General features: G+C 45.5%; 18 protein-coding genes. 15 read left to right on the forward strand and 3 right to left on the reverse strand.

From position 1 onward, the window contains the following. Positions 1-22: 22 nt before the first annotated feature. Positions 23-922, forward strand: coding sequence for a hypothetical protein (locus tag ACR1R9_RS06170; RefSeq protein ID WP_310853677.1), 900 nt, complete (start codon positions 23-25; stop codon positions 920-922). A gap of 126 nt (positions 923-1,048) precedes the next feature. Here ACR1R9_RS06170 and ACR1R9_RS06175 read toward each other — a convergent pair whose 3' ends face one another. Then, positions 1,049-1,921, reverse strand: a complete 873-nt coding sequence (locus ACR1R9_RS06175) for a helix-turn-helix transcriptional regulator (protein ID WP_063565624.1) — start codon at positions 1,919-1,921, stop codon at positions 1,049-1,051. 510 nt (positions 1,922-2,431) lie between these two features. Here ACR1R9_RS06175 and ACR1R9_RS06180 point away from each other — a divergent pair. The 14 genes from ACR1R9_RS06180 to ACR1R9_RS06245 all read left to right on the forward strand — a co-directional run bounded on the left by ACR1R9_RS06180 (position 2,432) and on the right by ACR1R9_RS06245 (position 22,845). Continuing rightward, entirely contained in the window at positions 2,432-3,613 is a 1,182-nt protein-coding gene (locus ACR1R9_RS06180; RefSeq protein ID WP_076288312.1) for an LLM class flavin-dependent oxidoreductase, read from the forward strand. 250 nt (positions 3,614-3,863) lie between these two features. Then, the gene (locus ACR1R9_RS06185) at positions 3,864-5,138 is read left to right on the forward strand and encodes an ABC transporter substrate-binding protein (RefSeq protein ID WP_099858234.1); all 1,275 of its coding nucleotides are present in this window, start codon (positions 3,864-3,866) and stop codon (positions 5,136-5,138) included. A gap of 3 nt (positions 5,139-5,141) precedes the next feature. Then, positions 5,142-6,014 carry a carbohydrate ABC transporter permease gene (locus ACR1R9_RS06190; protein WP_175480658.1) on the forward strand — a complete coding sequence of 291 codons (873 nt, stop codon included), beginning with the start codon at positions 5,142-5,144 and terminating at the stop codon, positions 6,012-6,014. Between the two features lie 178 nt (positions 6,015-6,192). Next, positions 6,193-7,008 (forward strand): carbohydrate ABC transporter permease, encoded by an 816-nt coding sequence (locus ACR1R9_RS06195; protein WP_063565626.1) that lies wholly within the window; start codon positions 6,193-6,195, stop codon positions 7,006-7,008. Positions 7,009-7,122: 114 nt separating this feature from the next. Next, positions 7,123-8,340 (forward strand): MFS transporter, encoded by a 1,218-nt coding sequence (locus ACR1R9_RS06200; RefSeq protein ID WP_076288250.1) that lies wholly within the window; start codon positions 7,123-7,125, stop codon positions 8,338-8,340. 281 nt (positions 8,341-8,621) lie between these two features. Continuing rightward, positions 8,622-9,680 carry a cell wall hydrolase gene (locus ACR1R9_RS06205; protein ID WP_433921504.1) on the forward strand — a complete coding sequence of 353 codons (1,059 nt, stop codon included), beginning with the start codon at positions 8,622-8,624 and terminating at the stop codon, positions 9,678-9,680. Between the two features lie 440 nt (positions 9,681-10,120). After that, positions 10,121-10,999, forward strand: a complete 879-nt coding sequence (locus tag ACR1R9_RS06210) for a prohibitin family protein (protein ID WP_099858232.1) — start codon at positions 10,121-10,123, stop codon at positions 10,997-10,999. 215 nt (positions 11,000-11,214) lie between these two features. Continuing rightward, entirely contained in the window at positions 11,215-11,967 is a 753-nt protein-coding gene (yaaA, locus tag ACR1R9_RS06215) for a peroxide stress protein YaaA (protein WP_433921503.1), read from the forward strand. Between the two features lie 362 nt (positions 11,968-12,329). Further along, positions 12,330-15,629: a hypothetical protein gene (locus ACR1R9_RS06220; protein ID WP_433921502.1), complete on the forward strand. Its 3,300-nt coding sequence runs from the start codon at positions 12,330-12,332 to the stop codon at positions 15,627-15,629. A 31-nt stretch (positions 15,630-15,660) separates the two neighbouring features. Beyond that, positions 15,661-20,502: an RHS repeat-associated core domain-containing protein gene (locus tag ACR1R9_RS06225; protein WP_433921501.1), complete on the forward strand. Its 4,842-nt coding sequence runs from the start codon at positions 15,661-15,663 to the stop codon at positions 20,500-20,502. Between the two features lie 14 nt (positions 20,503-20,516). Continuing rightward, positions 20,517-21,188 (forward strand): tetratricopeptide repeat protein, encoded by a 672-nt coding sequence (locus ACR1R9_RS06230; protein WP_433921500.1) that lies wholly within the window; start codon positions 20,517-20,519, stop codon positions 21,186-21,188. A gap of 385 nt (positions 21,189-21,573) precedes the next feature. Further along, positions 21,574-21,696: a hypothetical protein gene (locus tag ACR1R9_RS06235; protein WP_433956454.1), complete on the forward strand. Its 123-nt coding sequence runs from the start codon at positions 21,574-21,576 to the stop codon at positions 21,694-21,696. A gap of 58 nt (positions 21,697-21,754) precedes the next feature. After that, entirely contained in the window at positions 21,755-22,093 is a 339-nt protein-coding gene (locus ACR1R9_RS06240) for a YaaA family protein (protein WP_433921498.1), read from the forward strand. A gap of 470 nt (positions 22,094-22,563) precedes the next feature. Further along, positions 22,564-22,845, forward strand: a complete 282-nt coding sequence (locus ACR1R9_RS06245; protein ID WP_433921497.1) for a DUF6809 family protein — start codon at positions 22,564-22,566, stop codon at positions 22,843-22,845. A gap of 138 nt (positions 22,846-22,983) precedes the next feature. Here ACR1R9_RS06245 and ACR1R9_RS06250 read toward each other — a convergent pair whose 3' ends face one another. Next, positions 22,984-24,192 carry a right-handed parallel beta-helix repeat-containing protein gene (locus tag ACR1R9_RS06250; protein ID WP_433923753.1) on the reverse strand — a complete coding sequence of 403 codons (1,209 nt, stop codon included), beginning with the start codon at positions 24,190-24,192 and terminating at the stop codon, positions 22,984-22,986. Between the two features lie 617 nt (positions 24,193-24,809). After that, positions 24,810-26,402, reverse strand: a complete 1,593-nt coding sequence (locus tag ACR1R9_RS06255) for a catalase (protein ID WP_433921496.1) — start codon at positions 26,400-26,402, stop codon at positions 24,810-24,812. Positions 26,403-26,494: the final 92 nt, after the last annotated feature.

Below are 26,494 nucleotides of genomic sequence, written 5' to 3' on the forward strand. Positions count from 1 at the left end.
GAACAAGTGGGGCAAACTGACGGTGAAGGCAAAATGGGCCATCTTGGCCCTGCTGTTCTGCCTGCTTCTTCTGCCCTGGCTACTCAAATGGTTTTCACATGAGGAACATAAGGCGACCTGGCTGTGGGACGCTTCCATTATTGCAGAGCAGACGCCTGAGATTATCTCCTTCTCCAAAGCGCAGGGTGTGGATACCATTTTCCTGCAAATTCAGGATGAGGTACCCGATGCGACATACCGCAAATTCATCGCGGCTGCGAGGCAGGCTGAGATCAAAGTGCATGCCCTTAACGGTCATGCAGACTGGGCCTATACGGAGAAGCGGGAAGAGGGACTTGCGTTTATTGAAAAAGTACGGGCATATAATGCAGCTTCGGCCAAAAATGAACGCTTTGAGGGAATTCAGCTGGATGTTGAGCCTTATCAGCTAAAACGCTGGGAGAACGAGCAGAATAGCGTTATTGCGGAGTGGAGCGACAACATGAAGGCCTGGACCAAAGCTGGTAAGGATGCCGGACTATACATGAGCGCCGCGATCCCTTTCTGGCTGGATGCACGCGAGTCGGCAGAAGGCGGAGGTACATTCAGCCGCTGGGTGATTGATCACTTTGATGCGGTAGCTATTATGGCTTATCGGGATAGTGGTCAGCAGATGTATGATCTGTCCAAGGAAGAGCTGGAAGAAGCGGATGAGCTTGGCAAGAAGGTATGGGTTGGAGCCGAGCTGGCCGATACGCATGAGGGTGATCATCTAACCTTTTTCAGCAAATCCATCACTAATATGGACGAAGAAATGAAGAAAGTGTTTGATCTCGGCGCTTCTCATTCCTCCTTTGCAGGTGTCGCAGTGCATCATTATGAGGCATGGTATGCAAAGGAAAACGGAATTCCGCTGGCTCGAAAGAGCGAGGAGAAGAAGTAGCGGGTGTATATATTAGGTATATGCAGTTTAAGAAAGAGCACTGTAATATGTAATGAGGAAAAGGCAAGTCTCCGATCAAGGAGGCTTGCCTTTTTTGCTATTCGTTAGCATGCGGCTGGCGACAAATCAGCTTTTATTGTTCTCGGCGGTTCGATATCTGTTGGGTGGCAGACCCACCTGCTTTTTGAACGCTTTGGAGAAAGAAAACAGATCAGGGTAACCCACCGAATGCGCTACTTCAGTTAACGTTAACGGGGTCTGAACAAGCAGCCGTTTGGCCTGATTCATTTTGAGACGTTGAATATACTGGACAGGAGACAGGCCGTAGGCTTTACGGAATTGTTTGGCAAAATGGGTCCGATCCACGCCAGCGTGAGAAGATACACCTTCCACGGTAATGCCGCCGGCAAAGTGAATATCCATGTACTCCTTGCCCTTTTGCAGCCAGGGTGTGGCAGAGTCTGGTTGAAGCACTCGGGTAGCAGGGGATTTGGCAATCCGGTCAAACAATCCGAGAAAACGGGTAAGTCGTCCCAGGTCGCTTGCGCCTCCCTGAGGTTTGCGAACCTCTTCCATAAAAGCACGCATGCCACTTGCCGTCTCCGGCGTGAGTACACCTGAACGATGCGGCGCGTCTGGAGTAAGCCCGATTCGTGCCAAAAGTTCAGCCGCATGTTTTCCATCAAAGGCAATGAAAATTTTGTGCAAAGATTCCTTTGGGTCAGACCAGTACTCATGGGTAACCTGTGGATACAGGCAGAATGCATCACGGGCACGCAGGGAATAACGATGACCGTTCTGTATGAAAGTTCCCTCGCCCTCCAGAACAAAAATCAAATAATGAAAAGGGGTCGTTCGAGGGCCGATATGATAGTTGCTCTTGGCTATATTACGACCGATTCGAATCGGCCATGCTCCCCCGGCTTTCTCGAATTCAGACGGAGTAAAAAAAATAATATCCAAAAACTCGTGGTGGTCCTCCTTCATGCTCTCGATCATCAGGAACACCTCTTTAATATAAGTATAGTTTGTAATCCCTGAAAGTTTCTCTTATAACCTATTATACAGGTGGGTTTTGTAAATATTCAAGATCGAGAAGACCTATTCCTGTGAATTCACCACAAAATGACAAAATAAAATTACCGCGAAATGACATTGATCACAGACAAATCAATTGTTATGATGTCCATACCTATTAAACCAAGTTAATTAATCGGCATTTGGGAGTGTACGTACTTATAAAATGATTAGAAATTAGGCGTACTTTAAAAATAAGGTTTAACGAGTGCGAACGTAGTGAAGGGGACGAAATCGATTCTGAAGAAGCAACGCGTTCACCTTTATCTCCGGATTTTCCCCTTTGAAAAGGGAATCAAAAAAATCTGGAGATAACAGTGATCGAAAGAACGATTCGTAACCGGAACGACCAATGTGCACAACACCGATCTTATTTTTAACATGAGACTTTATTTATAGAAGGGATTGACTTGCGTGAGCGAACAGGAAGAGATGAAGTTTGGTTGGTTTTTGCCTACAGCAGGAGACGGAAAATATGTAGGGGTTGCCCCGGAGCGGGAACCGAGCCTGGATTATTTGGTTCAAGTGGCGCAGACAGCGGAGACGGCAGGTTTTGAATTTGTATTGATTCCGACAGGTGGAGCCTGTCTGGATGCGTGGGTTGTGGGTTCGGCTGTCATGAGTCACACGAAAACACTGCGTCCGCTTGTGGCCATTCGCCCAGGTCTGGTCACCCCTGTATTGGCGGCACGAATGGGAGCGGCACTGGATCAACTGTCTGGCGGTCGTGCCATGATCAATGTGGTGACAGGCAGCTCGGTTCGGGATTTGGAGGAACTGGGAGATCCACTGGCTCATGCCCATGATGAACGTTATGAACGGGCGAGCGAGTACATGGAAGTGATGAAGCGTTCATGGACACAATCGGCCGGGCTCAATCTGACCGAGTTTGCTGGAAGTGGTGCTCAGTCGAATCAGGAAGCATCCGAAGACAAATCGGAGTTTAATGGTAAGTATTACAATTTCAAAGGTCCGGTAGGCATGCCTGAAACGGTGCAAAAGCCGTATCCGCCGTTCTACCTGGGTGGAAGTTCACCGATTGCCAAACGGGTCGCTGTTGAACACGCAGATACATTCCTCATGTGGGGAGAGCCTCATGACTGGATTCAGGAGCAGATCGAAGAAATTGAAGTCATTCGCGAACAGATCAAAGAGGAAACCGGACAAGATCGCCAGTTGCGTTACGGCATGCGGGCACAAGTACTCATCCGGGATACGGAAGAAGAAGCATGGGCGGCGGCTTGGGAGATTATTAGCAAAGTCCCACCAGAGGCCATCGAAAAAGCCAAAGCAGCCTTCGCAGAGACGGATGCAACCAACCAACGCAGACAGAATGAGCTGCGGGAGCTGTCCGAGAAACAGCAGTTCGTTGTAGGGCCAAACCTGTGGACAGGGTTATCCGTTGTTCGTTCAGGCGGAGCGATCCTCATTGTCGGTACAGCGGAACAGGTCGCAGAACGATTGATGGAATATGGAGATCTGGGCGTGACCACATTTATATTATCTGGGTACCCGCATTTGGAAGAAGCCGAAATTTTCGGCCGCACGGTTATGCCCATCATTCGTGAGAAGTGGAAAACAAGACAGAAGAAGCATTCAGTTACTACCAACTAAATAAGTGAAACTTTTTTTACACGGTAACGAAGAGGACAGAAAAAATCTGGAGAAGCGTAGCGTTCGCCTGAAAGCTTTCTGAAAGAAAGCTACATCGGAAGCATACGCTATCCCCGGATTTCCACCTTTAATTAAGTGATTTTAAAAAAATCTGGGGATAACAGCGATTGGAAGATGATTCTGACCGCGTAGTGGTTCAGTGTAAAATCATTGTTTAACTTATATAACATCCTTCAGGAGGTCTTTTTTCATGAGAAAAAAACAAAAATATATCCTTCCCCTTGTCAGTATGCTGGTGATGTCCATCCTGCTGTCTGCCTGCGGCGCCGAGGATAACGCGGCATCAGGAGGGAACGATTCCTCCGGTTCGGGCAAAGTAACGATCAGCTTCATGCACTGGCGTGGAGAGGATGTGGAAGCATTGAACAAGACGATTGATGCGTTTGAAAAGGAAAATCCGAACATCCATGTGGAAATGCAGACTCTTCCTTCAGATCAATATCAATCCACTGTACAATCCAAAATCAGTGACGGTTCAGTTGGAGATGTATTTGCTTCCTTCCCTGGTGCACAGTTCGAAGCCTTCACCAAAGCCGGATTGTTCACCGATCTGACCGGGTCATCGTTTCTGTCGGCCTACAATTCAAAGCTGATTGAAGCAGGCCAGCACGATGGCAAGCAATATGCAATTCCCTATCAACTCGTATACAACGATCCAATCTATAATGTGAAGCTGTTTGAAAAATATGGACTGACACCACCGACGGATTGGGAAGGCTTCTTGGCACTCTGCCAGACGCTGAAAGACAACGGCATTATTCCGATTGCATTTGCTGGAGCGGATATTGGTCCGGGCCAATTCATGAATACGATGGTGATGAACAATGCACCAAGTGACGACATTTTTACCAAAGTGGAAGCCGGAGAGGCCAAACTGACGGATGAGTTTTGGGTGAAAACATTAACCCAGATCAAAGAACTGAACGACAAAGGATACTTCCAGCAGGACGCACTGGGAACGAAAGACCCGGCAGCGGGAGCACTCTTTATCCAGGAGAAAGCAGCCATGCTGGCAAGCGGATCTTATCAGCTGGCTCAGAACAAACAGCAGAACCCGAATCTGGAGCAGAAGCTGCTTGCACCGATTACGGTGAGTGCCGATCAGGCGAAGTATGAAGGCGTTCATACCACGACATTTATGCTTGCGGTGAACAGCAAGTCCAAACACCCCGAAGAAGCGAAGAAGTTCATCGAATTCCTGAGCAATCCGGAAGTGGCTGGCGAATATGCGAACCAGACGGGACAGAATGTAACAGTGAATGATGTGAAGTACGATACACCTGAGCTCCAGGTTGCTGGAGATTGGGCGAGCAAAAAGACCGTGTTCCAGCCACGGTTCACTATCCTGAACGGAGATAATCAGAAAGCAGTAACCAACTCCATTCAGGCTGTACTGAGCGGCACTTCTCCTGAAGAAGCAGCGCAGCAGGCACAGGCGATCATTGATCAGCATATCGGGAAATAAACAATGAAGAACCGTATTCAGCTATCCCTGTTTTTGTTACCCGGGTTGCTGCTGTACGTTGCACTGTTCGTATTTCCTACATTGACGGGGCTGTTCTACTCCTTTACGGATTGGGACGGGGTATCCCCGTCGTATGCATTTGTAGGGCTGGATAATTACAAGGACAGTCTCAGCAGCATCGTATTTCGCAAAGCCTTTGGCAACAACGTCGAGTTCATGTTAACGGTTGTCATTGCGCAAACCTTTATTTCACTTGTTCTGGCGCTGCTTTTGGTACGTAACACCAAGACACGCATCGCGCTCCGGGCGCTCTATTTTCTGCCGGCAATTCTGTCCTCCGTATCGGTGGGTTTGATCTGGGCATTTATGTACGATCCTTCCATCGGACTCATTAACTATGGTTTGAACGAGGCAGGTATGGGGAGCATCGCCCACAACTGGATTGGTGATCCGAAGATCGCCATCTACTCGATTGCCGCTGTACAGGTCTGGGCACACGCCGGGCAGATGATGATCGTGTTTATCGCAGGTCTGCAAGGCATTCCCGCGGAGCTGTATGAAGCAGCACGTATGGATGGCGGCAGCAAATGGCAGGTATTTCGTACCGTGACCTGGCCGCTGCTTGCACCTTCGGCAACGATTGTAGTGGCCTATACCACGATTCAATCCTTCAAGGCTTTTGATCTCATTTTCACCATGACAGACGGAGGACCGAACTACGCTACTGAAATTTTGACGACATATATCTATCACACCGCCTTTGGCAGCTATTCATTTGGCCTCGCTTCTGCGGGTTCGATGATCTTCCTGGTTCTGCTCGCTTTGCTGACGTTATTGCAGTTCAAGGCGCTGCGTGCCGACCGGGTAAGCTATTAACGATTGGACGGATTGATATGTTCGTGAATAGGTGAGTCGTGAGTATTCTAATTGTTAAACGAATTATTGAACGAGTTCCGGATTTCATTACGTTGAAATGACTTTAGGGCAGAAAACTTGAATGAGAACGATGCCTGAGCAGACCTAAAAGACTTAAAGAAGAAGGGAGGGGGTTCCTATGGTTTTAAAATGGTTCAATCGACTGATCCTATTGGTGTACGCCCTGTTAATTCTTGTGCCGCTGTACTTTGTATTTGTGTCATCGTTCAAAACCAGCAGCAACTTCTTCATCAGTCCATTTAGCTGGCCGGACCCGTTTACGTGGGATAATCTCACTGGCATGTTTCGCAATCAGCCGATGTGGCAGTATTTCGGGAACAGTCTGGTCGTGACGCTGGGCACGGTTGCGATTGAGTTATTGCTCAGCAGCATGATTGCGTATGCCATTGTCCGCTGGGGTGGCAGCGTGGGCAAAATTGTGTTTGCTTTGTTTGTTGCAGGTCTAATCGTTCCTTCCCAAGTGAGCATGCTGCCGATCTATTCTCTGACGCGTACGCTTGGGTGGTCGGACAGTCTGACAGGACTCATTGTAGTATCAGCCGCGATGTTAATGCCGGTCTCCGTATTTATGCTGACGGGTTTTATGCGTATGCTGAATGCGGAAATACTGGAAGCGGGCAGTATGGATGGAGCAAGCGAGTGGAGGCTCTATACACGAATTGCGCTACCACTCGCTGCACCTTCTCTGGCAGCTACAGCCACGTTCCTGCTCGTGATGGTCTGGAATGACTTGCTCATTCCGATGCTAATGCTCAGCAGTAAGTCCAAGCTAACGTTACCACTCGCACTCATGCAGTTCCGCGGGGAATACGTGACGAACTATCCGATGATGCTCACTGGTGTGCTGGTAACAGCCATTCCGATGATCGTGCTGTTCATTCTGCTTCAGCGTTATTTTGTAGCAGGACTGACAGCGGGTTCACTCAAGGGGTAAGGTATGGGAAGAAGATCAACGGATATGCGTATTTTACATTGATTTCTGGATCATTCTGCATAATAATGGTTTAGTGTCAGAATGACTACATAGAGATCAAGGGAGCTATAAGACATGAGCAAACTGGAAGTATTGCGGAATCCCAAGCAGCGCAAGCTGCTGTTCAGTGCCGGCATGAGCTGGCTGTTTGATGCAATGGAAGTCGGCATGATTTCCTTCATCGTGGCTGCACTCGCCAAGGAATGGAGTCTCAGTCCCGGACAAGTCGGGGTGCTTACGAGTATCAACTCCATCGGTATGGCGCTAGGTGCATTGCTTGCGGGGGCACTTGCGGACCGTTTCGGCCGAAAGGCAATTTTGATGTGGACCCTGCTGGTATTTACGATTGCTAGTGGCCTGTCAGCATTGGCGACCGGATTCGCCGTATTGTGTGTACTGCGTCTGATTGCAGGTATTGGCCTTGGCGGGGAGCTGCCCGTAGCATCTACGTTGGTATCGGAGTCGATGCCTACGGCAGAACGTGGACGTGCAGTTGTACTGCTGGAGAGTTTCTGGGCAGGTGGCTGGATTGTATCGGCACTCATTGCCAACTTTGTTATCCCGGAATATGGCTGGAGAATTGCTTTTGCCATTGGTGCCGTTCCAGCGTTCTATGCGCTGTATCTGCGCCGTGCCATTCAGGACCCGCCTCGTTACAAGAACAATACCAAGATTAAGAAAATCACGTTCCGCGAAAAGGTTGCGACGGTATGGTCAGCACCTCATCGCCGTACAACGTTGATGCTCTGGATCTTGTGGTTTACCGTCATTTTCTCTTATTATGGTATGTTCCTCTGGTTGCCGTCGGTTGTTATGGCAAAAGGCTTTACGCTGGTCAAAAGCTTCCAGTACGTGCTGATTATGACGATCGCACAGCTGCCAGGTTACTTCACAGCGGCGTACTTCATTGAGCGGTTTGGCCGCAAATTTGTACTTGTCGTTTATCTTACATTGACAGCAGTAAGTGCGATTGCTTTTGGACTGGCAACAACGGAAGCGACGATTCTGACCGCAGGTATCTGTCTTTCCTTTTTCAATCTGGGAGCTTGGGGCGGTCTATACGCGTATAGTCCGGAATTGTACCCCACTTCCGTTCGTTCAACAGGTGTGGGTCTTGCCACATCGGTAGGCCGGATTGGGGGCGTGCTTGCTCCATTAATGGTTGGTATGCTGGTTCAGCGTGAGGTTGCAATCAGCCTGATTTTCACGATTTTCTTCGTGACCATCCTTATTGGGGCAGCGGCTGTGCTGTTCCTGGGCCGGGAAACCAAGGGTCTGGAACTTGCAGAATAAATGTCAATAAATACAACGCAACTTTTGTGCGGGTCTGCCTGCCTACGCCTATAATGGGCTGGACAAGCGGCAGAAGGTTGATACAAGAAGAGGCATGACCATGGCGTGACCATGGGCTCATGCCTCTTTTTGCTGTGTGTGGAGTGGATTTTCGCCTGCGCCATCGGTCCGATAGACGTCACTTTTTCTATATCCTATAATGACACTCGGGATGTAGGGCCGTGAGGATTCAGGGGGAAGAAGTGGGATCTGGATTCAGAAAAGTGGAGGTTAATCTAATCATGAAGAACATTAATGAAATGGATCAAACGTATGAAATGATTGAAAAGAATATGATGAATGAGAAGAATAAAATGAATGAAAAGCAAATGATGAGTAGACAGAATAGCGTGTGTGAACGGATACGTGTGATAGAGAATGCCGGGATGAATGTGATGTACAGCTATAATGGCAACGATAGGATGAGTGAGATAAACGGGAGATATGATGTGATTGATCTTACTCCAGTTAGAGAGATGAAAGAAATGAACCAGATGAAGATGACGAGCTATATCTACAGCCTTGATGAAGAGTTTAGATTAGATAGCGGGGATGAGAGGCTTGATCTACATGATTTGCACACAAGCACTGACCACATGGAACCTATTAACGTCAGCCGAAAAGTCACCCATCGCAGGGGGAGAAAGGCTGGCAAAAGAGCAGGACGAGTCAGTGTGCTTCTCGGTGCCTTCGCGATGGTTCTTGGACTTACGATGGCAGCTCCGTCTGCCGGGGCGCAGAAGCTGGAACAAGGCGTTCGCGGTGAACATGTTCTTCAATTGCAGGAGCAACTAAGCGAACTGGGGTATTTTAAAGCTGGACTGACCGGATATTACGGTTCTATTACCAAAGGGGCTGTCCGTAAGTTTCAGCAGGCTCAAGGGTTGAGTGCGGATGGAATTGCAGGTCCAGCAACACTGAAAAGACTGAACAAGAAGGCTGCAGCCCAAGGTAATACGCTACGCCAGCTCGCAAAGCTGATCCATGGGGAAGCACGCGGAGAATCCTTTGAAGGACAGGTTGCTGTTGGCGCGGTTGTCTTGAACCGAGTGCATTCAAATGCATTCCCGTCATCAATTCCGAAAGTAATTTTCCAAAAAGGGCAGTTCACGGCCATAGACGATGGTCAGTTTAATACAAAACCAACCCAGACTTCCTATCAGGCAGCTCGTAAAGCCTTAAATGGCACCGACCCGACACACGGAGCGCTCTATTATTATAATCCGAAAATTGCCACTTCGTTGTGGAGTAAGAGCAGACCAACGTTGCTGACGATTGGGCAGCATGATTTTACAAGGTGAGTTTAAGTAGAGATAAATAATGTATTATTTGAAATGATAATGATGAACCTCGGCTGTACGCTGCTGAATGCAGACGTGCTACCGGGGTTTCTTTTATATTTTGATTGTGCAGGCGAGGGGATTGGGGAAAGCTTCCGTATTATTATGTCCCTCTTTTTCAATTGACAGCGGTGAAGAATATTGGAATGGTGTCGGAATATCCTTGAAACCGAATACGATTTTACAAAGTATATATAAAGGAGGATATAATTAGTTGCTATTTATAAATTTGTACTCGGTTACATCCATAGAGGGGAGGACGAATATGCCATTTATTGGGGGAATCATTTTAATCTTTATCCTAGCATTTATTCTATGGGCATTAATGATCCCGCTATTCAATAAAATAGGAAGTAGAATTCTGAAGAAATATAATAAATTCAAACAAGAGGAGAATGATGATGAAAAATTCAAAGACTTTTAGGGTAGGGGCGATCACGGTTGCCTTGGTTATTATTGTGGGAGTGTTACTGGTGACTTTCTTTTTAACACGAATTCCTAATGGATATGTTGGGGTCGTTTATTCACCCAATGGAGGCGTAAAAGATAGTACACTGAGTCAAGGATGGAAACTCGTTGGAGCGTTTGATAAAGTAACGAAATATCCGATCCGAATTCAAACGGTTGAATACAGAGATATTCAGATTGCCACTTCTGACGGGAAAAACATCACAATTGATTTTGCTTACAACTACCAAGTAGAACCAAGTAAAGTATCTTCTATTTTCAATACATTTGGGCCAATTAGCATTCAAGAAATTGAGGATACATATCTCAAAACACGTTTCCGTGACGCAGCTCGTAAAGGTATTTCCAAGTTTACAGTCATTGATGTTTATGGTGAGAAGTCATCCGAAGCAGGAGTGGATGTCCAACAACGTTTTTCTGATGACGTTAAAGAGTTAGGCTTTATTGTATCTAACGTTACCGTAGGTGTTCCTCAACCTGATGCTAAGACTCAGGAAGCAATCGATAAGCGTGTTGAAGCCTCTCAAGAACTGGAACGTAAAACGACTGAACTTGAGATCGCCAAGAAAGAAGCAGAACGTAAGCGCGTGGAAGCGCAAGGTAATGCAGACAAACTATTGATTGAAGCAGAGGGTCAAGCTAAAGCCAATAAAGAGCTCCAACAATCATTATCGAGTCAACTCGTTGAATATGAAACCATCAAGAAATGGGATGGAGCCCTTCCATATGTAAGTGGGTCAAATACGCCAATGATTCAATTACCTACTACTAAAGTAGAGCAAAATAGCGGCGCGGGGAGCGTATCTCCCTAATAGCAGTTTGAAATGCACGCCTTACTTTTTCAACAATTTAATCTGTTGAATTCTAATGAACAAGCCAGTCCAATCGTGGGCTGACTTGTTCATTTTTGAGTCTTTTCAAAGGAAACATGAGGGATTTAGTTAAGCCTAGACATTGGATTCACCTGTCCAATCCTGTACAATGAATAACGACAAAAACAACGGTAGATTAAGGATGGATCAGCACGATGAGAATTATTATATCACCAGCTAAAAAGATGAAGATCGATACCGATCTTATGGCTATTGCGCAGATGCCGCAGTTTATAAAAGAGTCAGAACAGCTACTCAGTTTGCTTCAAAAGTTAACCTATGACGAACTCAAAGCAATGTGGAAGTGTAACGATGCAATCGCCGAACAGAACGTGGAGCGGATTCGGAATATGAATATAAAAGAAAATCTTACCCCAGCCATCTATGCCTATGAGGGTATTCAGTATCAGTATATGGCGCCAGGTGTTTTTCAAAATGAGGAACTGGCGTATCTTCAGGAGCATTTACGCATATTATCCGGTTTTTATGGCATGTTACGGCCTTTGGATGGGGTTACCCCTTATCGGTTGGAGATGCAGGGAAAGCTGCAAGGTCCAGGTTTCAAGTCACTCTATCAATTCTGGGGCAGCAAATTGGCAGATCAGCTTCAATCGGAAAGCGACTGTATCCTGAATTTGGCTTCCAAAGAGTATAGCAAAAACATTACACCTTTCCTGAAGGAGGAAACCCGGTTGATCACTTGTATGTTCGGACAAATGGTTGATGGGAAGCTTGTTGAAAAGGCAACCCGGGCTAAAATGGCCAGAGGTGAGATGGTACGATATATGGCAGAGCGTAAGATTACAGATGTGAAGGATATTAGAAACTTTGATCGGTTAGACTTTGTTTTTTCAGAAGAGAAGTCGGATGGGAGTAATTATGTATTTATATATTCAGAGGGAGAGTAGCCTGTTGTCCGCTGATCACATATCAGAATGATAACTATTTATTTACTCAGAAGTCGCCAAATGGCGGCTTTTTTTATTTTTCAGGTAATAAATCTAAGTTATAGCCCAATTAGGAAAAACGATTAATTCAATTGAAATAGCATTTGAACTGCATTTAATCTTTAATTCTGTTTCGGATCAAGATAATTACAGGTTATATTAATTGTTATCTGAAATGGAAAAGGAAAAAAGTCCCTTAAAGTAGGGACTAATTAACTATATCCTAAAATAAGGGAAATGACGATAATGATTTATTAGACTCCATTTATACATCTGTTTAGGAAGGGAATGGAGAAAAAACATAAAGGAGGAATATAAATTCCATGAGTTTAAGAAAAGGATTTATTGTTTTTCTGATGGCTTTGTTGTTGATTGGAACCATGTATCCGACTAGCGGTTTTGCGCTTTCTAATCAATCAGATGCCATAATTACGACTGAAAGTAGCAATGAGAATGTCGATGTTTCTATGGAGGAATCAGCTTTAACAGACGACGAATATCTGGGTGGTATTGATCGAGACGTCCATGAAGAACCGGAAGGTGTAGACGAGGATGTTGAAGATATAGAAGATGCACCGACAGTAACGGAGGATACATATGAGGAGGATATGTTTTCTACCCAACCCATGGCACTGGTGGGGGAAGAAGTCATAATTATGTATCCTGGTGATTCCTATAGTTTCACTAATAATGGAACCCGCGCTCGCTCCTTGAGCACAGATGCTGCGACATCGAGAAACAGTTCATATGATTATGCTGTTTATAAAGCAGATGGAAGTATTTCATCGGATAACATGAATTCGACGAGCAGTTTATCCGTAGGAGCAGGGTACACCACTGTCGTAACCTCAAGTGGAATTAATGCATTTACAGTAACCATACCTGCTGAATTTGCCTATAGTGTATCTGCGAATCCAGCCTTACATAGAGCGACCTTGTCCAAAGGTGAGAGCTATCGGTTCGTCAATGAAGGAACACAAACGAGGGCTGTGAGTGCGGATACCTCCACAGCCCAAGACCGGAAGTATGACTATGCCACGTACAAGGAAGATGGAAGCCTTGCTGGTTCGAACTTTGAATCAACCGGCAAGCCATACTTAGGGGGAGGAAACGAGATCATTTTTACGGGGGCCGGAACACAGCCTGTCACCATTGGACTCCCTTACGAAGTCTATACGGGTGAATGGAGTGATGAACCTGCGTATACCCGAGTGACTCTGAGCCAAGGCGAGAGTTACCAGTTCACCAATATCAGCGCTAAATCAGATGCACTCCAAAGTAATGGTTCCACCAAAGATAAGCATGACTATGTCGTTTATCTTCCGGATGGTACAGAACATTCCACGGGGACGAATACGTCCACCAAGCCTGGGGTAGCATCGGGCAGAACCGCTGTTGTGACCTTGGTTACAGCAACACCAGTGACGTACGGTGTGCCCTATAGGACTTTTGATGTCCAAAAAGCGGGTGGAGATGCCATTACTCGTATTACCGTAAATCCCGGTGAATCTGTTATTTTTCGGAACAATGGTTCGTTAGCTAATCCGGTTAAAAACAATGCGAGCAGTAGCAACGGAGCCATTCTTGACTATGTCCTCTATACAGCAGAAGACGTTGTTCATTCGGATGGCTTCAACAAAACAACCAATCCAATGATTCGATCACAGGGTTACGCAGTTGTGACCGTAGCAGGGAAAGTCCCGATTGAGTTTAGTTACACGGATGATTTCTCGGTTGAAGAAAGCATGGAACCTGCGTACCATCGGGTAACACTGAATCAAGGCGAGAGCGTGACATTCTGGAATAATGGCAGCGATCGGGAATACCTCGACAGTGATGCTTCAACTAGCCAAGGACGAGTATTCGATTACGTGACATATTATCCGGATGGCACAGAACGGAGTACAAGAAAAGCAACAGCGGTTGAACCAGTTGTTTACTATGGAAATAAAGCAGTAATTACAGGCGTATCTGCTCAACCTGTAACCATAGGTGCGATTTACACCATTTTTGATGTAGAGGATCGACCAAATGAAGCACTAACTAAGATTACGGTATCACCGGGTCAATCGGTAAAATTCCATAATGGAGGCTCACTCAGCAACCCAATACGGAGTAACGCCAAAAAATTAGGTGCACTGTTTGATATTGTGGTGTATAAGGCAGACGGCAGAGCACATAGCGACAAATTCAATAGCAATGTAAGTCTCGCTACCATTCCTTCTGGTGGTGAAGCCGTCGTTACCGTAGGGGGAAGTACACCTGTAACATTTGAATACACGGATGATTTCTCTGTAGTGGATAGCCAGGAACCAGCTTATCTGCGCGTAACGTTGAACAAAGGCGAGAGCTATGCCTTTACCAACATAAGCTCAGATTCGAAAAGGGTCCGAAATGATGCTTCCAGCAGCGCGGGGCGGGTGTACGATTACACGATTTACAACGTAGATGGAACAGTGTCAAGCAGTAGAACAGCAACAGCGATCGAGGCGTATGTCTTGGGTGGTAAAAAAGTTGTTGTTACCAACATCTCAGATCAACCCATAACGTATGGTGGGATTTACCGCGTTTTCCGTGGACAAGATGATCAAGTCCCTTCACCAGAAACAGAAATTACCGTTAACCAAGGTGAGAGCGCAGTATTTACGAATCTGGGTTCGAAAACGGCTCAGTTGAATCGGATTAGAGCAACCAATTCCATTGTGGATTTTGTGGTCTACGAAGGAACAAATAAATATCGGTATCTAACAGAAGGTTCAGGTCTTGAAACATGGGAAGTTCCAGCGGGTGGAACGCTTGTCTTAACCGTAGTATCCTCGGAGCCGGTAACGATTCAATATGACGTTCCTGTGACAGCTAATCCCAGTCAAGAGCCTGCGCTCATCAAACGGAGTTTGGCCCCAAATACGACGATGTTATTCTCCAACATATCAACGTATTCAGCACCGCTCGTTACATCTCATGCAGAAGGATTAACCTATGATTACGTTATTCGAGATCAGAATCAAGGGGTTGTCAGAGAAGGGGAAAATGAGACAGGATCACAAAACATACCTGGAAAGTTTGACTTTCAGGTGCATAATGTGTCATCTCAATCGCTGAGATTTGTAGGTCCTTACCGTAACTTTACGGTCAAGGAAGCGGAAGTGGAGTTTCTGACTTTGTATGAAAACACAGAGACGGCGCTTCCCACAGTTCAGCAAGGGAATGTGTACTACCGTTTTAACCCCTATAGTTCTGACAAGTATCGGATTGCCATAAAGGAATCAGGTGATTTTTCCATCGACCCTCGGATCGAATTGTATTCAGATAAGGAACTTAGCATTCCGGTAGCTTCTTCAATAGAGCAAGAACAGGTATATGGTGAGCAATATACCGTTCTTGAATGGGAGCTTCAAGGTGGACAGAATTATTATCTCAAGCTAAGTGAAAAGGATGGAAAACCGATTCAGGGAGTCATAAAAGCAGCATGGATGAACATTCGCAATGACAACAGCTATGAATATGGCTATGGCAATCAATTGCTTAAAGTCGTTCTATTTACGGGAGATCAAATTGTGTTTGAGTATGATCGCAACGGTAATTTAACGAAACGAACGAAAAAGATTTTCCCATTTAATTAATGATTGTCTAAATCTAGGTTGAGGTGATGGAGTGTTTAAGAAATTAACGATTATTTGGTTATGTGCCATATTGGTTCTTAGTGGATTCGGTTCTTTTGGATATGGAGGACAAGCAGCAGCGGCGGCAGAAGGGAAGGATTCAATTCCTTCTGCCACCTACATTACAATCCATAGTTTAAAAGAGCAATTTGGGGTCAAAGAAGACTGGATCGAACAGAAGCTAGATCAAGGTTACTCGTTGTACCAGTTGTATAAAGCTTTACAGACAGATCGCACAGGCGGCGAGGCTGCTGAAAAATGGCTAGAAACACAAGAAATAAGCGAACCGATTCAAATGGAGGGGCTACGCCCTTCCGGATCATCACAGCAAAATAACTTCTCGATTAATGCTCTTAATGAGGATGCTCCAGGTACAGGAACAACCGTGGACGAAACTGGACTTAACCATGTAGATATCCGAGATGACGCATCGCTTTATATGACGTCTTATGGAGCAGAATCCATCTCAACTGCTACAGGGGAAATGATGATTCAGAGTACTGACCTTTCTCTACCTGGTCTCATTCCGTTTGATCTGACACGCGTCTATGACAGCGCTAGAGCGAGTGGACAGCTGGGCGTTGAATATGACGAAACGACACAGACGTATTCCAATATGGTTACGCCACGCAAGGAAGAACTCTCTGCTGGATTGGGGCAAGGATGGCGTTGGGACATTCCTTTCATGGAAAAGCGTGGCGATCATCAGTATATTCTGATTCCAGGAGTGGGCAATTACCGCTTAAACGCGAATCTGGAACTGGAAGGTTACGTATGGAATGACTTAACCGTTAAGCGAGATGCAACCGTGACTGTTAATGGCGTATCTAGCAGTTATCGTCTATCCATCCGTAACGGCTACGATTATCTTTTTAATGAAGCCGGAGAGCTGTTGCAAATTACAGATGGCTACCGCAATACCGTGGATTTTCACTATACAACATTGAACGGAAACCAAGCTATTGCACGAATTGAAAACAGTGAAGGTCAGGCGCTGACATTTGCTTATGACAACCTGAAGGTTACTGTACAGCTTGCCGGAACGGATCGGAAAGCAACATACACGCAACGCGAGGACGAAGGCATTCGCATTTTGCGAGAATACACAGATGCTCTTGATCGGACAACGACGTATACGTATTATTATCCGGAATCCAAATTCAACTTTTTACCTGAGTTGCAAAGCAACCAAAATGCTCAAGGTGTGATGCATACAGCGTTGCTATCGCGTATTACAAGTCCTTCATCGGCTATAACGGATTATGCATATATTCCGGCGCTGAAGCAGATGGGCGAAGCTTCTTCCTATTTCGTCTTTAAAGTCAGAGAGCGTAAGAGCCATTTTAGTACAACGGAAGGCGAAGGCGTTCTGGATAAGGTTAACTTTGAGTACTCTGGAGAAGATCTGGACACTTACGGTCAATCTGCAACATGGACCACGAAAGTGAAAGCAGAGAACACTGTAGATACTTGGACGTTCTCCAAAACGTTTAGCGCTGCAGCGCATCCAGATTTGGTTCACGCAGATAAGCACACGTTAACTGGAGATGACGTGATTTATTCCACGGAGTTGCAGTACGATAACCAGACGAAGCGAAACCTTCCGACTCAAATGACGGAGTGGGTTAGTGAGGGGGGGCGTGCAGGCGAGAAGCTAACCACGACCATGACCTACGATGCCAATGGAATGGTGACGTCCGAAAAACAAAGCACAGGACAGGAAACTACCTATGCGTACGAAACTGGAAAAGCGCCGTATAACTGGATCAAACCTGTACGATTCACCACCAAGGTAAACAGTACGTTGGAAAGGTACACTGAAATAACATACAATAATCAAGGCCATATGTTGCAGACCTCCACCAAAAATGGATATGGCGGACAATTGCTCACGGATTCGGAAGTGAAAATTGATGATAAAGGACGTATCAGCAGTTCAACTGACAAAGGCGGTATGCTGGCTAAAGATAGCACTGCTACATTCAGCTACCAATCTAATGCAGGGCATTTGTTGGAATCGACATCGACGGTTGTACATGATGCCATTGGTAAAGAAGAATCTCTTGTGGTGTCGTATAGCTATACGCCTTCCGGTGAACTGGAGACAACGACGAATGCTTCCGGAGAGCAGGAAACAATTCAATACGACAAGGCAGGGCGTCTAATTCAAATTAAGCATGCCGATGGTACACAATCGACGACCGCATACGATGATACAAATAACATCATTACAAGCACATCGCCAGACGGCATTGTGACTTTCGAGCGATACAATCCATTAGGTTTACTCGTGGAAGAGCAAACGGCGGACGCAACATATAAATATGCCTATGATGGCGAAGGAAACGTGACGGCTTCGGAAGATGCTGAGGGGAATGTGACGAGGTATGTGGTCAACGCGTTTGGGCAAACGACAGAGACCCAATATCCCGATGGAACTTCGGATACAACAACGATTGATCCTGCTGGTCAAACCATAACGGTTCAGGATGCTTCAGGGTATAAAACTCGTGAAAAGAAAGACTTGCTGGGACGCACAACAGCAGTAGAGGAATATCGAGACGGCGCATTTGTACCTTTGCAGCAAAGTGAATATGACCTCAGCGGAAACGTAACTGCTTCTATTGATGGTAATGGGGAGCGCACAACATATACGTACGATGCGCTCGGACAAATTGCAACGGCAACCACGCCCAAACAAGAAACCAGCCGATATTTTTACAGCTATCAGGGCCAGGTGACCCAAGTTGTATTTGCTAACGGGCAAACGGTGACCAAACAATATGATGAACTGGGCCGGATCATCAAGCAGACTCCACCGACGTTGGATGGTTCTGCGACTACCTTTTATTATGATAAAAAGAGCAATCTGATCAAAAAGCAGGATCGGCTCGGGAAAATCACCGAGTATACGTATAACAGCGACAACATGCTTACAGGGTTCAAAGGACCGGATACCTCTGTATCGTATACGTACGACGAGATGGGTCGTAGAACGTCGATGGCAGATGATCACGGCAAAACAACCTATTCATACCGTGATACGGACGGTGTGCTCAGTGGGCTCGCCTTCCCGGATGGAACCAAGCTTGAATATGAAAACAATACTCAGCAGCGGTTGGGATATACCCTTACTGATGTAAACGAACAATCCTTACGGATACACGGTGAACTGGACACGATGAACCGGGTCACTTCCATGGATATCACCTCGGGAACGGGTGGCGCTTCAGCACTCGCAGCATCGGCCCAAACGCCTGTGGATCGAATCACCTTTAGTTATACGTCAAACAGTTTGCTGGAAAAAGTATCGTTTGGGAAAGGCCTTAGCACAAGCTATCAGTTTGATGGCTATGATCTGTCAGGAGTCACCGTTTCCCAAGGAACGACATCCATTCATCAATTCGACTATGAATACGATGGAAACAAAAACATCACGTCCCGTACTCAGAATGGGACAAGCGATCGGTTTACGTATGATGAACTTAGTCGCATCCAAACGGAATCGGGTTCGCTACAGGAAACCTACACGTATGATTCGAATGGCAACCGGTACAGTACCGGCAGTGGTAAGGTATACGGACTGAAAGATGCAGAATATACCTATGACAGTCAGAACCGGTTGGTTAAAGCAGCCGGGGAAGGCAAAACAGTAACCTATAGCTATAACGGGGATGGTTTGCTGTACGAACGCACCGAAGGTGACAAAACGACTCGTTATTACTACGATGAAGAAGCCAAACTCATGGCGGAAGCCCAAGTGACGTCCGGGAAAACTGAACTAACCTATGCTTATATCTATGACCTGTATGGTCAACTATGGGCACGTCAGGAGAAGCAAACTGGAAAATTGGAATACTACCAGTTCAATGGGCATGGCGATGTAGTCGGACTTGTGGATGATGCTGGTCAAGTATTGAACGAGTACACTTATGACATATGGGGTGGACCACTCACAACGGAAGAAACGGTTCCAAATGTTCTGCGCTATGCTGGTGAATATTGGGATGAAACAACAGGGCTTCAGTATCTACGAGCTCGTTGGTACGATCCAGGCATGGCACGATTTATTGGCGAGGATACGTATGAGGGGGAACTGAACGATCCGTTGAGTTTGAACCTGTATTCGTATGTCAGTAATAACCCGTTAAAGTATGTGGATCCTAGCGGCAATATGGCAGAGCCTTACTATGCTCAAGAACTCAGACATATGCTGAAGGATGCTAAAGCGAAAGGTTATAAAATAAATACTTCAAATTATAATCTGTATAAGAATACAATTCGAGATCGCTACGGCTTTAACTCTTTTTTAGATAAGAATCGGTATAATTACTTGTATGATATGGCATTGGGTAGAAGCCCTTATACTAAGTCTGCAGGTAATATTAGTTGGGCGACTGAACAGTTAGTAAGTGCGTTGATTAAAGGAAAAGAAGCAGAATATATTGCAGCACTTGCAATGGGATTTGCTGGTGGTAAAGCTACCGGATCCAAGAAAGGGAAAGGTCAAGGCGGAGCTCTCAGTCCAACGGCTAAAATTAGTTTCAAATCAGATTTATTTAAACGGTATGAATCCCATGTGTTTTCTCAGGATCACATTAAAAAAGGGATCATGAAACTCGGGAAAGATAGATTGTCTATTTTTAACAGTGTAACTAGTAAGATAGGGCAAGTTAATCCTAGTAAAATTAAAATAGGTTCGAACCAGATGTTTACAAAAATCAACGGTCACGATGTAACAATTAGGTTTTTTGCTGACAAGAACGGCACCATAATTAATGTAGATGCCTTTATGGGCAAGACTACTCGTATTCTTGGTAACCAAATTAATTAGAAATGAGGATTTTGATGAATGATTTGTCCATTCAGAATATTGTCAATGGGTTAGTGAATCAGTCGACTGAAGAGTCCATGGAAGAAGCAGAGAAGTTAATTCTTGACTATTTAAATAAGTTTCCTCAGGACGTAGATGCATGGGCAAGAGTAGTCTTATTGCAAACATTACCTCCTTTTGGAGATTATCAAAGAGCTATATCATTGTTAGATTCGGCAATGGAGTACAATGATAATGTTTCATATTTCACAATACTTTCAAGTTTTTTCAGTGAATGGTTTATGGGTGGAATGAATGATTTCCAACTTGAAAAATTAATGCAATTAAAGAAAAACTCCAGTGATACACAAACGAAAGCCATTATATTGTATTTGATGGCATGGCATTACGAATCTACAAACAAAAATAAGTTTGTTACTCTTGTTGATGAATCAATTAAAACATGTGATTATCTTGTAATGAATTGGGTTGATTTAGGGAATTACTATTTACAAAATGGAGAAATGGATAAAGGAAAACTATTAATTCAGAGTGGATTGGCTAATGTTAAACTTATTTATAAGGAAGATATATGTTACGAAGATTATGACTCACTAGATGTAATTAGGTTTATTAATGAACGAATTACTGGCGTCTTTATGACGGAGGGAAGATACAATTCAATTGTTAATTTAACAACTACCTAAATTTCTTTTTTGAAAGAGGAATCAGCATAAAAACACAGTTGGTCTATAGTCGATAGAAGAATGCGAATTGATTAAATTCAGGTACTCACACGTTTCAAAGGTTATACAATGGGTACAACTAACCCTTGATTCTTATTTAAAGTACAAATAATTTTTAACTTAAATTTACAAAATGTAATGAATAAGCCAGTCCATTAGCGGGCTGGTTTGTTCGTTTTTAAGTTTTTTTAAAGGAACCTCAACGGGGGTGTGCGCTTTAACATTGGAGGTGCCGTCCAATCCTATAAAATGGATAACGACAAAAACAACGGTAGATTAAGGATGGATTAGCACGATGAGAATGATCATATCACCAGCTAAAAAGATGAAGATCGATACCGAACTTATGGCTATCGCGCAGATGCCACATTTTACTAACGAGTTAGAACAGCTATTAAGTTTGCTTCAAAAGATATGCTATGACGAACTCAAAGCGTTGTGGAATTGTAACGATTCAATCGTCGAATAGAGCGTGGAACGGATTCAGAATATGAATATAATAAAAGCAAATCTGACACCAGCAATCTATGCCTCCGGGTGTTTTTCAACATGAGGAACTGGCCTATCTTCAGCATTTACGCATATTATCCGGTTTTTATGACATGTTGCGGCCTTTGGATGGGATTACCCCTTATCGGTTGGAGATGCAGGGCAAGCTGCAAGGCCCAGGTTCCAAGTCACTCTATAAATTCTGGGGCAGTAAGTTGGCAGATCAGCTTCAAGCGGAAAGCAACTGTATTCTGAATCTGGCTTCCAAAGAGTATAGCAAAAACATTTTGCCGTTTCTGAGTGAGGAAACCCGGTTCATTACATGTGTATTTGGACAAATGGTCGATATTAAGCGGCATAGTTCATTCAGGTTCTAGATCCTTACCCGTAATGAGTGTTGAATATTTTTCAAATTTACATGAAGAAACAATCATAGACAATGATAGATTCTTTGATTTATTTATATCTGTATTGAATAATATTTTTTTGTTGAACTTTTTTATGTTACGTAAGAGTTTGCAAAATTGGGATTATTATAATCTTTACAATTTATTGAAAATTTTACATGGGGAGAAAAGAACAAGAACTTTAATTTCTATTGTGAAAAAATAATTAGTTATGTAAATTGCACCGCGAGGCTTATATAAAAAATTAATATTACAAATAGCATTTAACTCATAGTCGTTATTTAACATCTTTCCACTAAAGATCAGGGTAGTAATAATATTTTATCGGCAACTTTTACTTCTAACTCCACATTTTGTGAAAAAAGAATTTAGCGGATTTCCCGCTAAATTCCCATCTCACCTCATCCCTTGAGTTACAATCTTCCTGAGGTGACCTTACCATGAAGGATAACATGTCAAACCTGATCGAGGATTTGTTTCACGGAAACCTGCGGTTGGACGAGTCGATTTATCCTGAGCATGCCGATTATCAAGAGATCAATCGCCAGATATCGGACCTGATGCAGGGCTACAAAACAAAGCTTACCGATAACGAATATGATGCTTTGGAGCAACTGATAGACTTGATCGGACAATCCACGTCCATGTATGTGGAAGCAGCGTTTGAGCAAGGTTTTCGCACAGGCGGCAGACTGATCATTGAGGTTTTAGCCAAAACGTAAGTATTTATCTATCTACCTTATAAGCCAGTAGACAATACAAAGTAATTCAAAAATCCCCTTCTCCATCAACAGCAATCGGCTGGTATGGGGGAGGGGACTTTGCATTTAAATTATTCTTTTTATCTTATTATCTACAACCTACCGCGCCCCAATATTCGTACCCGCTGGCGTACCTGACCCAATCAGATCACTGCCCCCAGCAAGCTTCAGGAAATTGCCCAGGACAGGCGTTCCATCAACGCTACGTGTTACCGAAGGCACGAGGGAGACAAAGTCGGCTGCGCTGGCGAGCAGGCCTTTGGCGTTCTCGCTTTTTTTGTTCTTCCACCAGACATTGGTGCTGCTGACGTCGGTTCCGCTGGTTTTGTCGCTGGCGCCGCCTTCGAAGGACAGGTTGTTGGTGAAGATGTGTGTGCCTACATCAAAGGCAAAGTTGCTTTGCCCGTTGTTCCAGGATGTATTGTTTTTCATCTGAATGGAACCAGGATTGCTGTTATAGGTGAAGCCGTGTTTTTTATTTTGAAAAGCAATGCTGTTCTCCACGATGTGATTCACCGCGATTTTCTCGCCGCCCAGCTTGAAGCCGTTACCGTCACTGTTGGAGGTGGATGTGCCATCCGAAGTCTGCCCGTTATGGTGGGAGATGCTGTTACGGATCGTGACAACGCCAATGGCGCCTGTATCTGTTTTGCTATAGAGATCCCAGCCATCGTCTACATTATAGGCAGCGATACAACCGTCGAACAGGTTGCCCGGGCCAACCGTCAATTTGGCAGCAAAACCGTCCGCATCCTCGCCGTCATCCGGGTCATAGTTATCATGGGAATAGGAGCGAATAATCTCGTTATAGGCAGGCCATTCGCTGTTTGAAGCAGTCGAAGCATAACGTCCGAGCTGGATGCCAGTATCCCGGTTATGATGAGCTTCGATCTGTTCCAGGCGATTGTAGCTGCCCCCGATAAAGATGCCGTTGTCGCCCGCACCCTTCACCTCAAGTCCTTTGACGAGCCAGTAGTCTCCGAACATTTGCAGCCCGCGATTGGTGGAGGCGAAGGTTTGGGCCGAGAAATCAAAGACAGGCTTTTCCGATCCATACGCCACCAGATTTTTACGTTGTCCGGATGTGCCGCTGTTGCCTCGTTCAATGGTAATGGTCTGCGAGAAGCTGTAGGTTCCGCCGCGCAAATAGATCGTTTTACCCGGGGCGATCTGGGTCAATGCGTTAGCCAGTGATGTAGGACTCGCAAGGGTTCCGGGATTGCTGGCCGAGCCGCCAGGAGCGACATATAGATCACCTGCAGCGAGTGTAGTGCTGGAGGCAGCTACAGAATCAGAGGGATTTTGCATTCCACTCTCGATCAATTCCGCCGCACCAGCCGATCCACCGCCGAGCAATAGTAGAGGGAACGCGGCACTTAGGCAGATGTTAGTCATTTTCGATTTCAGCGAACGTTGAGATGAGGAATGAGCAGAAGTAATAGGGAATAATTTCATTAAGCAAACCTCCTTAGTAATTGGGAAATGAAGTCCTAAAGGACACAGGTTCATGGTAAATGTTATAAACGTTATCATCAATAATCATTTGATCAGATGGACTCAACCTGCTGATAAGCCCCGTATAACTGGTCGGAAATGGAAATTCATATGACTAGCACATAATCCTGTGATCAGTTCATGTCCCACATTTAACAGGGGATCATCTGAAATGAACGTAGAAAGAGCCCCTTTTCCCGGCAAGCGGCATGATCCATACCTCCAATCATCCGAAATCAACTTTAAAAATATTTAAAATAGAAGAGCCTCGCGTGATCAGCTCACGGGCTGCTCAGGTTGGAACGCCAAATCCCCCCGATAGGAAGCTGCGCAAGCAGTCTTTGCTACCGAGGGTTAATGAACGAGCCCATATGTTTCCTATATAACATGTCCGTTGCCTTTAAAAATGTCTTAACTAAACCAGCCAGTCCTTAATATGGATCTGCTTCATGACTGCGCTTGGCAGCCTGTTCCACTGTGGGCTCATGCTTGGGCTGAACCGTAGCACTGTCATCCGTTGAGACGGACGATAATCCTTCCGCTACCCGGCGCCCATAATCAGCATCCGCTTGTGTGAAATGGGAGATCATGCGCTCGCGGATATCCGGTTTGCATGTGGCTAAAGCATCTACCAGATTGCTGATCAGCTCGTCTCGCTCCCAATCTTCAAACGAACGGTAGGTATCCCCGGCTTGTCCGAAGTCATTGGTACGCTCAATTTTTTCACGAACAAGTCGGCCTTCCACCAGTGGTTCATGTTCCTTGCCTCGTGGGGTTGCTTCCTTTAAGCCGCCCAACGAGGAAGGTTCATAGTTGATATGCGGATTCTGACCCGGTGCACGATCCACCTGATATTGCATCTGCCCGCCGCTCTGATTGGTGGCTACCCGCTTTTTCGGTGCATTGACGGGCAGTTGCAGATAGTTGGCCCCCACTCGGTGACGCTGGGTATCCGAGTAGGAGAAGGTGCGGCCTTGCAGCAGTTTGTCATCTGAGAAATCCAGTCCATCCACCAGCACTCCTGTGCCAAACGCTGCTTGTTCCACTTCATTGAAGTAGTCTTCGGGATTGCGGTTTAGGGTCATTTTCCCAACGGGTAAAAACGGAAACTGCTCTGGCGGCCACAGCTTGGTCGGGTCCAGCGGATCAAAATCCAATTCGGGATGCTCGCCATCCTCCATAACCTGAACGCACAACTCCCATTCCGGGTAGTCCCCTTGTTCAATGGCGTGATACAGGTCCAGTGTAGCATGGTTAAAGTTCTGCCCCTGAATATCGCTGGCGTCCTTCTGGAGCAGGTTGCGTATGCCTTGATTGAGCGGTTCCCAATGATATTTAATGAGCACGCCTGTGCCTTCCTGATTCACCCATTTGTATGTATTGACGCCTGACCCCTGCATTTGTCGATAGTTGGCCGGAATTCCCCAAGGGGAGAAGAGAAACGTAATCATATGGGTTGCTTCTGGACTAAGCGAAACAAAATCGAAGAACCGTTCCATATCCTGTGCATTTGTCAACGGGTCTGGCTTGAAGGCATGCACCATATCCGGGAATTTGAGCGGGTCGCGAATGAAAAAGATTTTCAGATTGTTGCCCACCAGATCCCAGTTGCCGTCCTCGGTATAGAATTTCACAGCAAATCCGCGCGGGTCCCGAAGTGTCTCCGGTGAATGTCCACCGTGAATAACCGTAGAGAAGCGAACGAATACGGGCGTTTCTTTGCCTTTTTCCTGAAACAGACGTGCGCGAGTATACTTCGATACCGGTTCATCCCCGGCCGTTCCATACGCCTGAAATACACCATGAGCGCCAGCTCCGCGGGCATGGACAACCCTTTCCGGGGTGCGTTCACGGTCAAAATGGGTGATCTTTTCGAGAAAATGATAGTTCTCCAGCGTAGTCGGTCCTCGACTGCCGACGGTTCGAACATTCTGATTGTCCGTGATGGGATGGCCTTGCCGATCCGTTAATGTCTCGGGTGCCTTGTCTGAGGAATGATCAGGTTGTGAAGAATGGTTATCCATAGAGACCACCTTTCCTTAAGTTGGATTTCTGTATATATTTTCCCTGTGGTCCGGTTCTATACATAAAATTTCGCAAAAAAAGCTTGTCACCC

The organism is Paenibacillus taichungensis (genome assembly GCF_050994985.1).
Taxonomy (GTDB): domain Bacteria; phylum Bacillota; class Bacilli; order Paenibacillales; family Paenibacillaceae; genus Paenibacillus; species Paenibacillus taichungensis.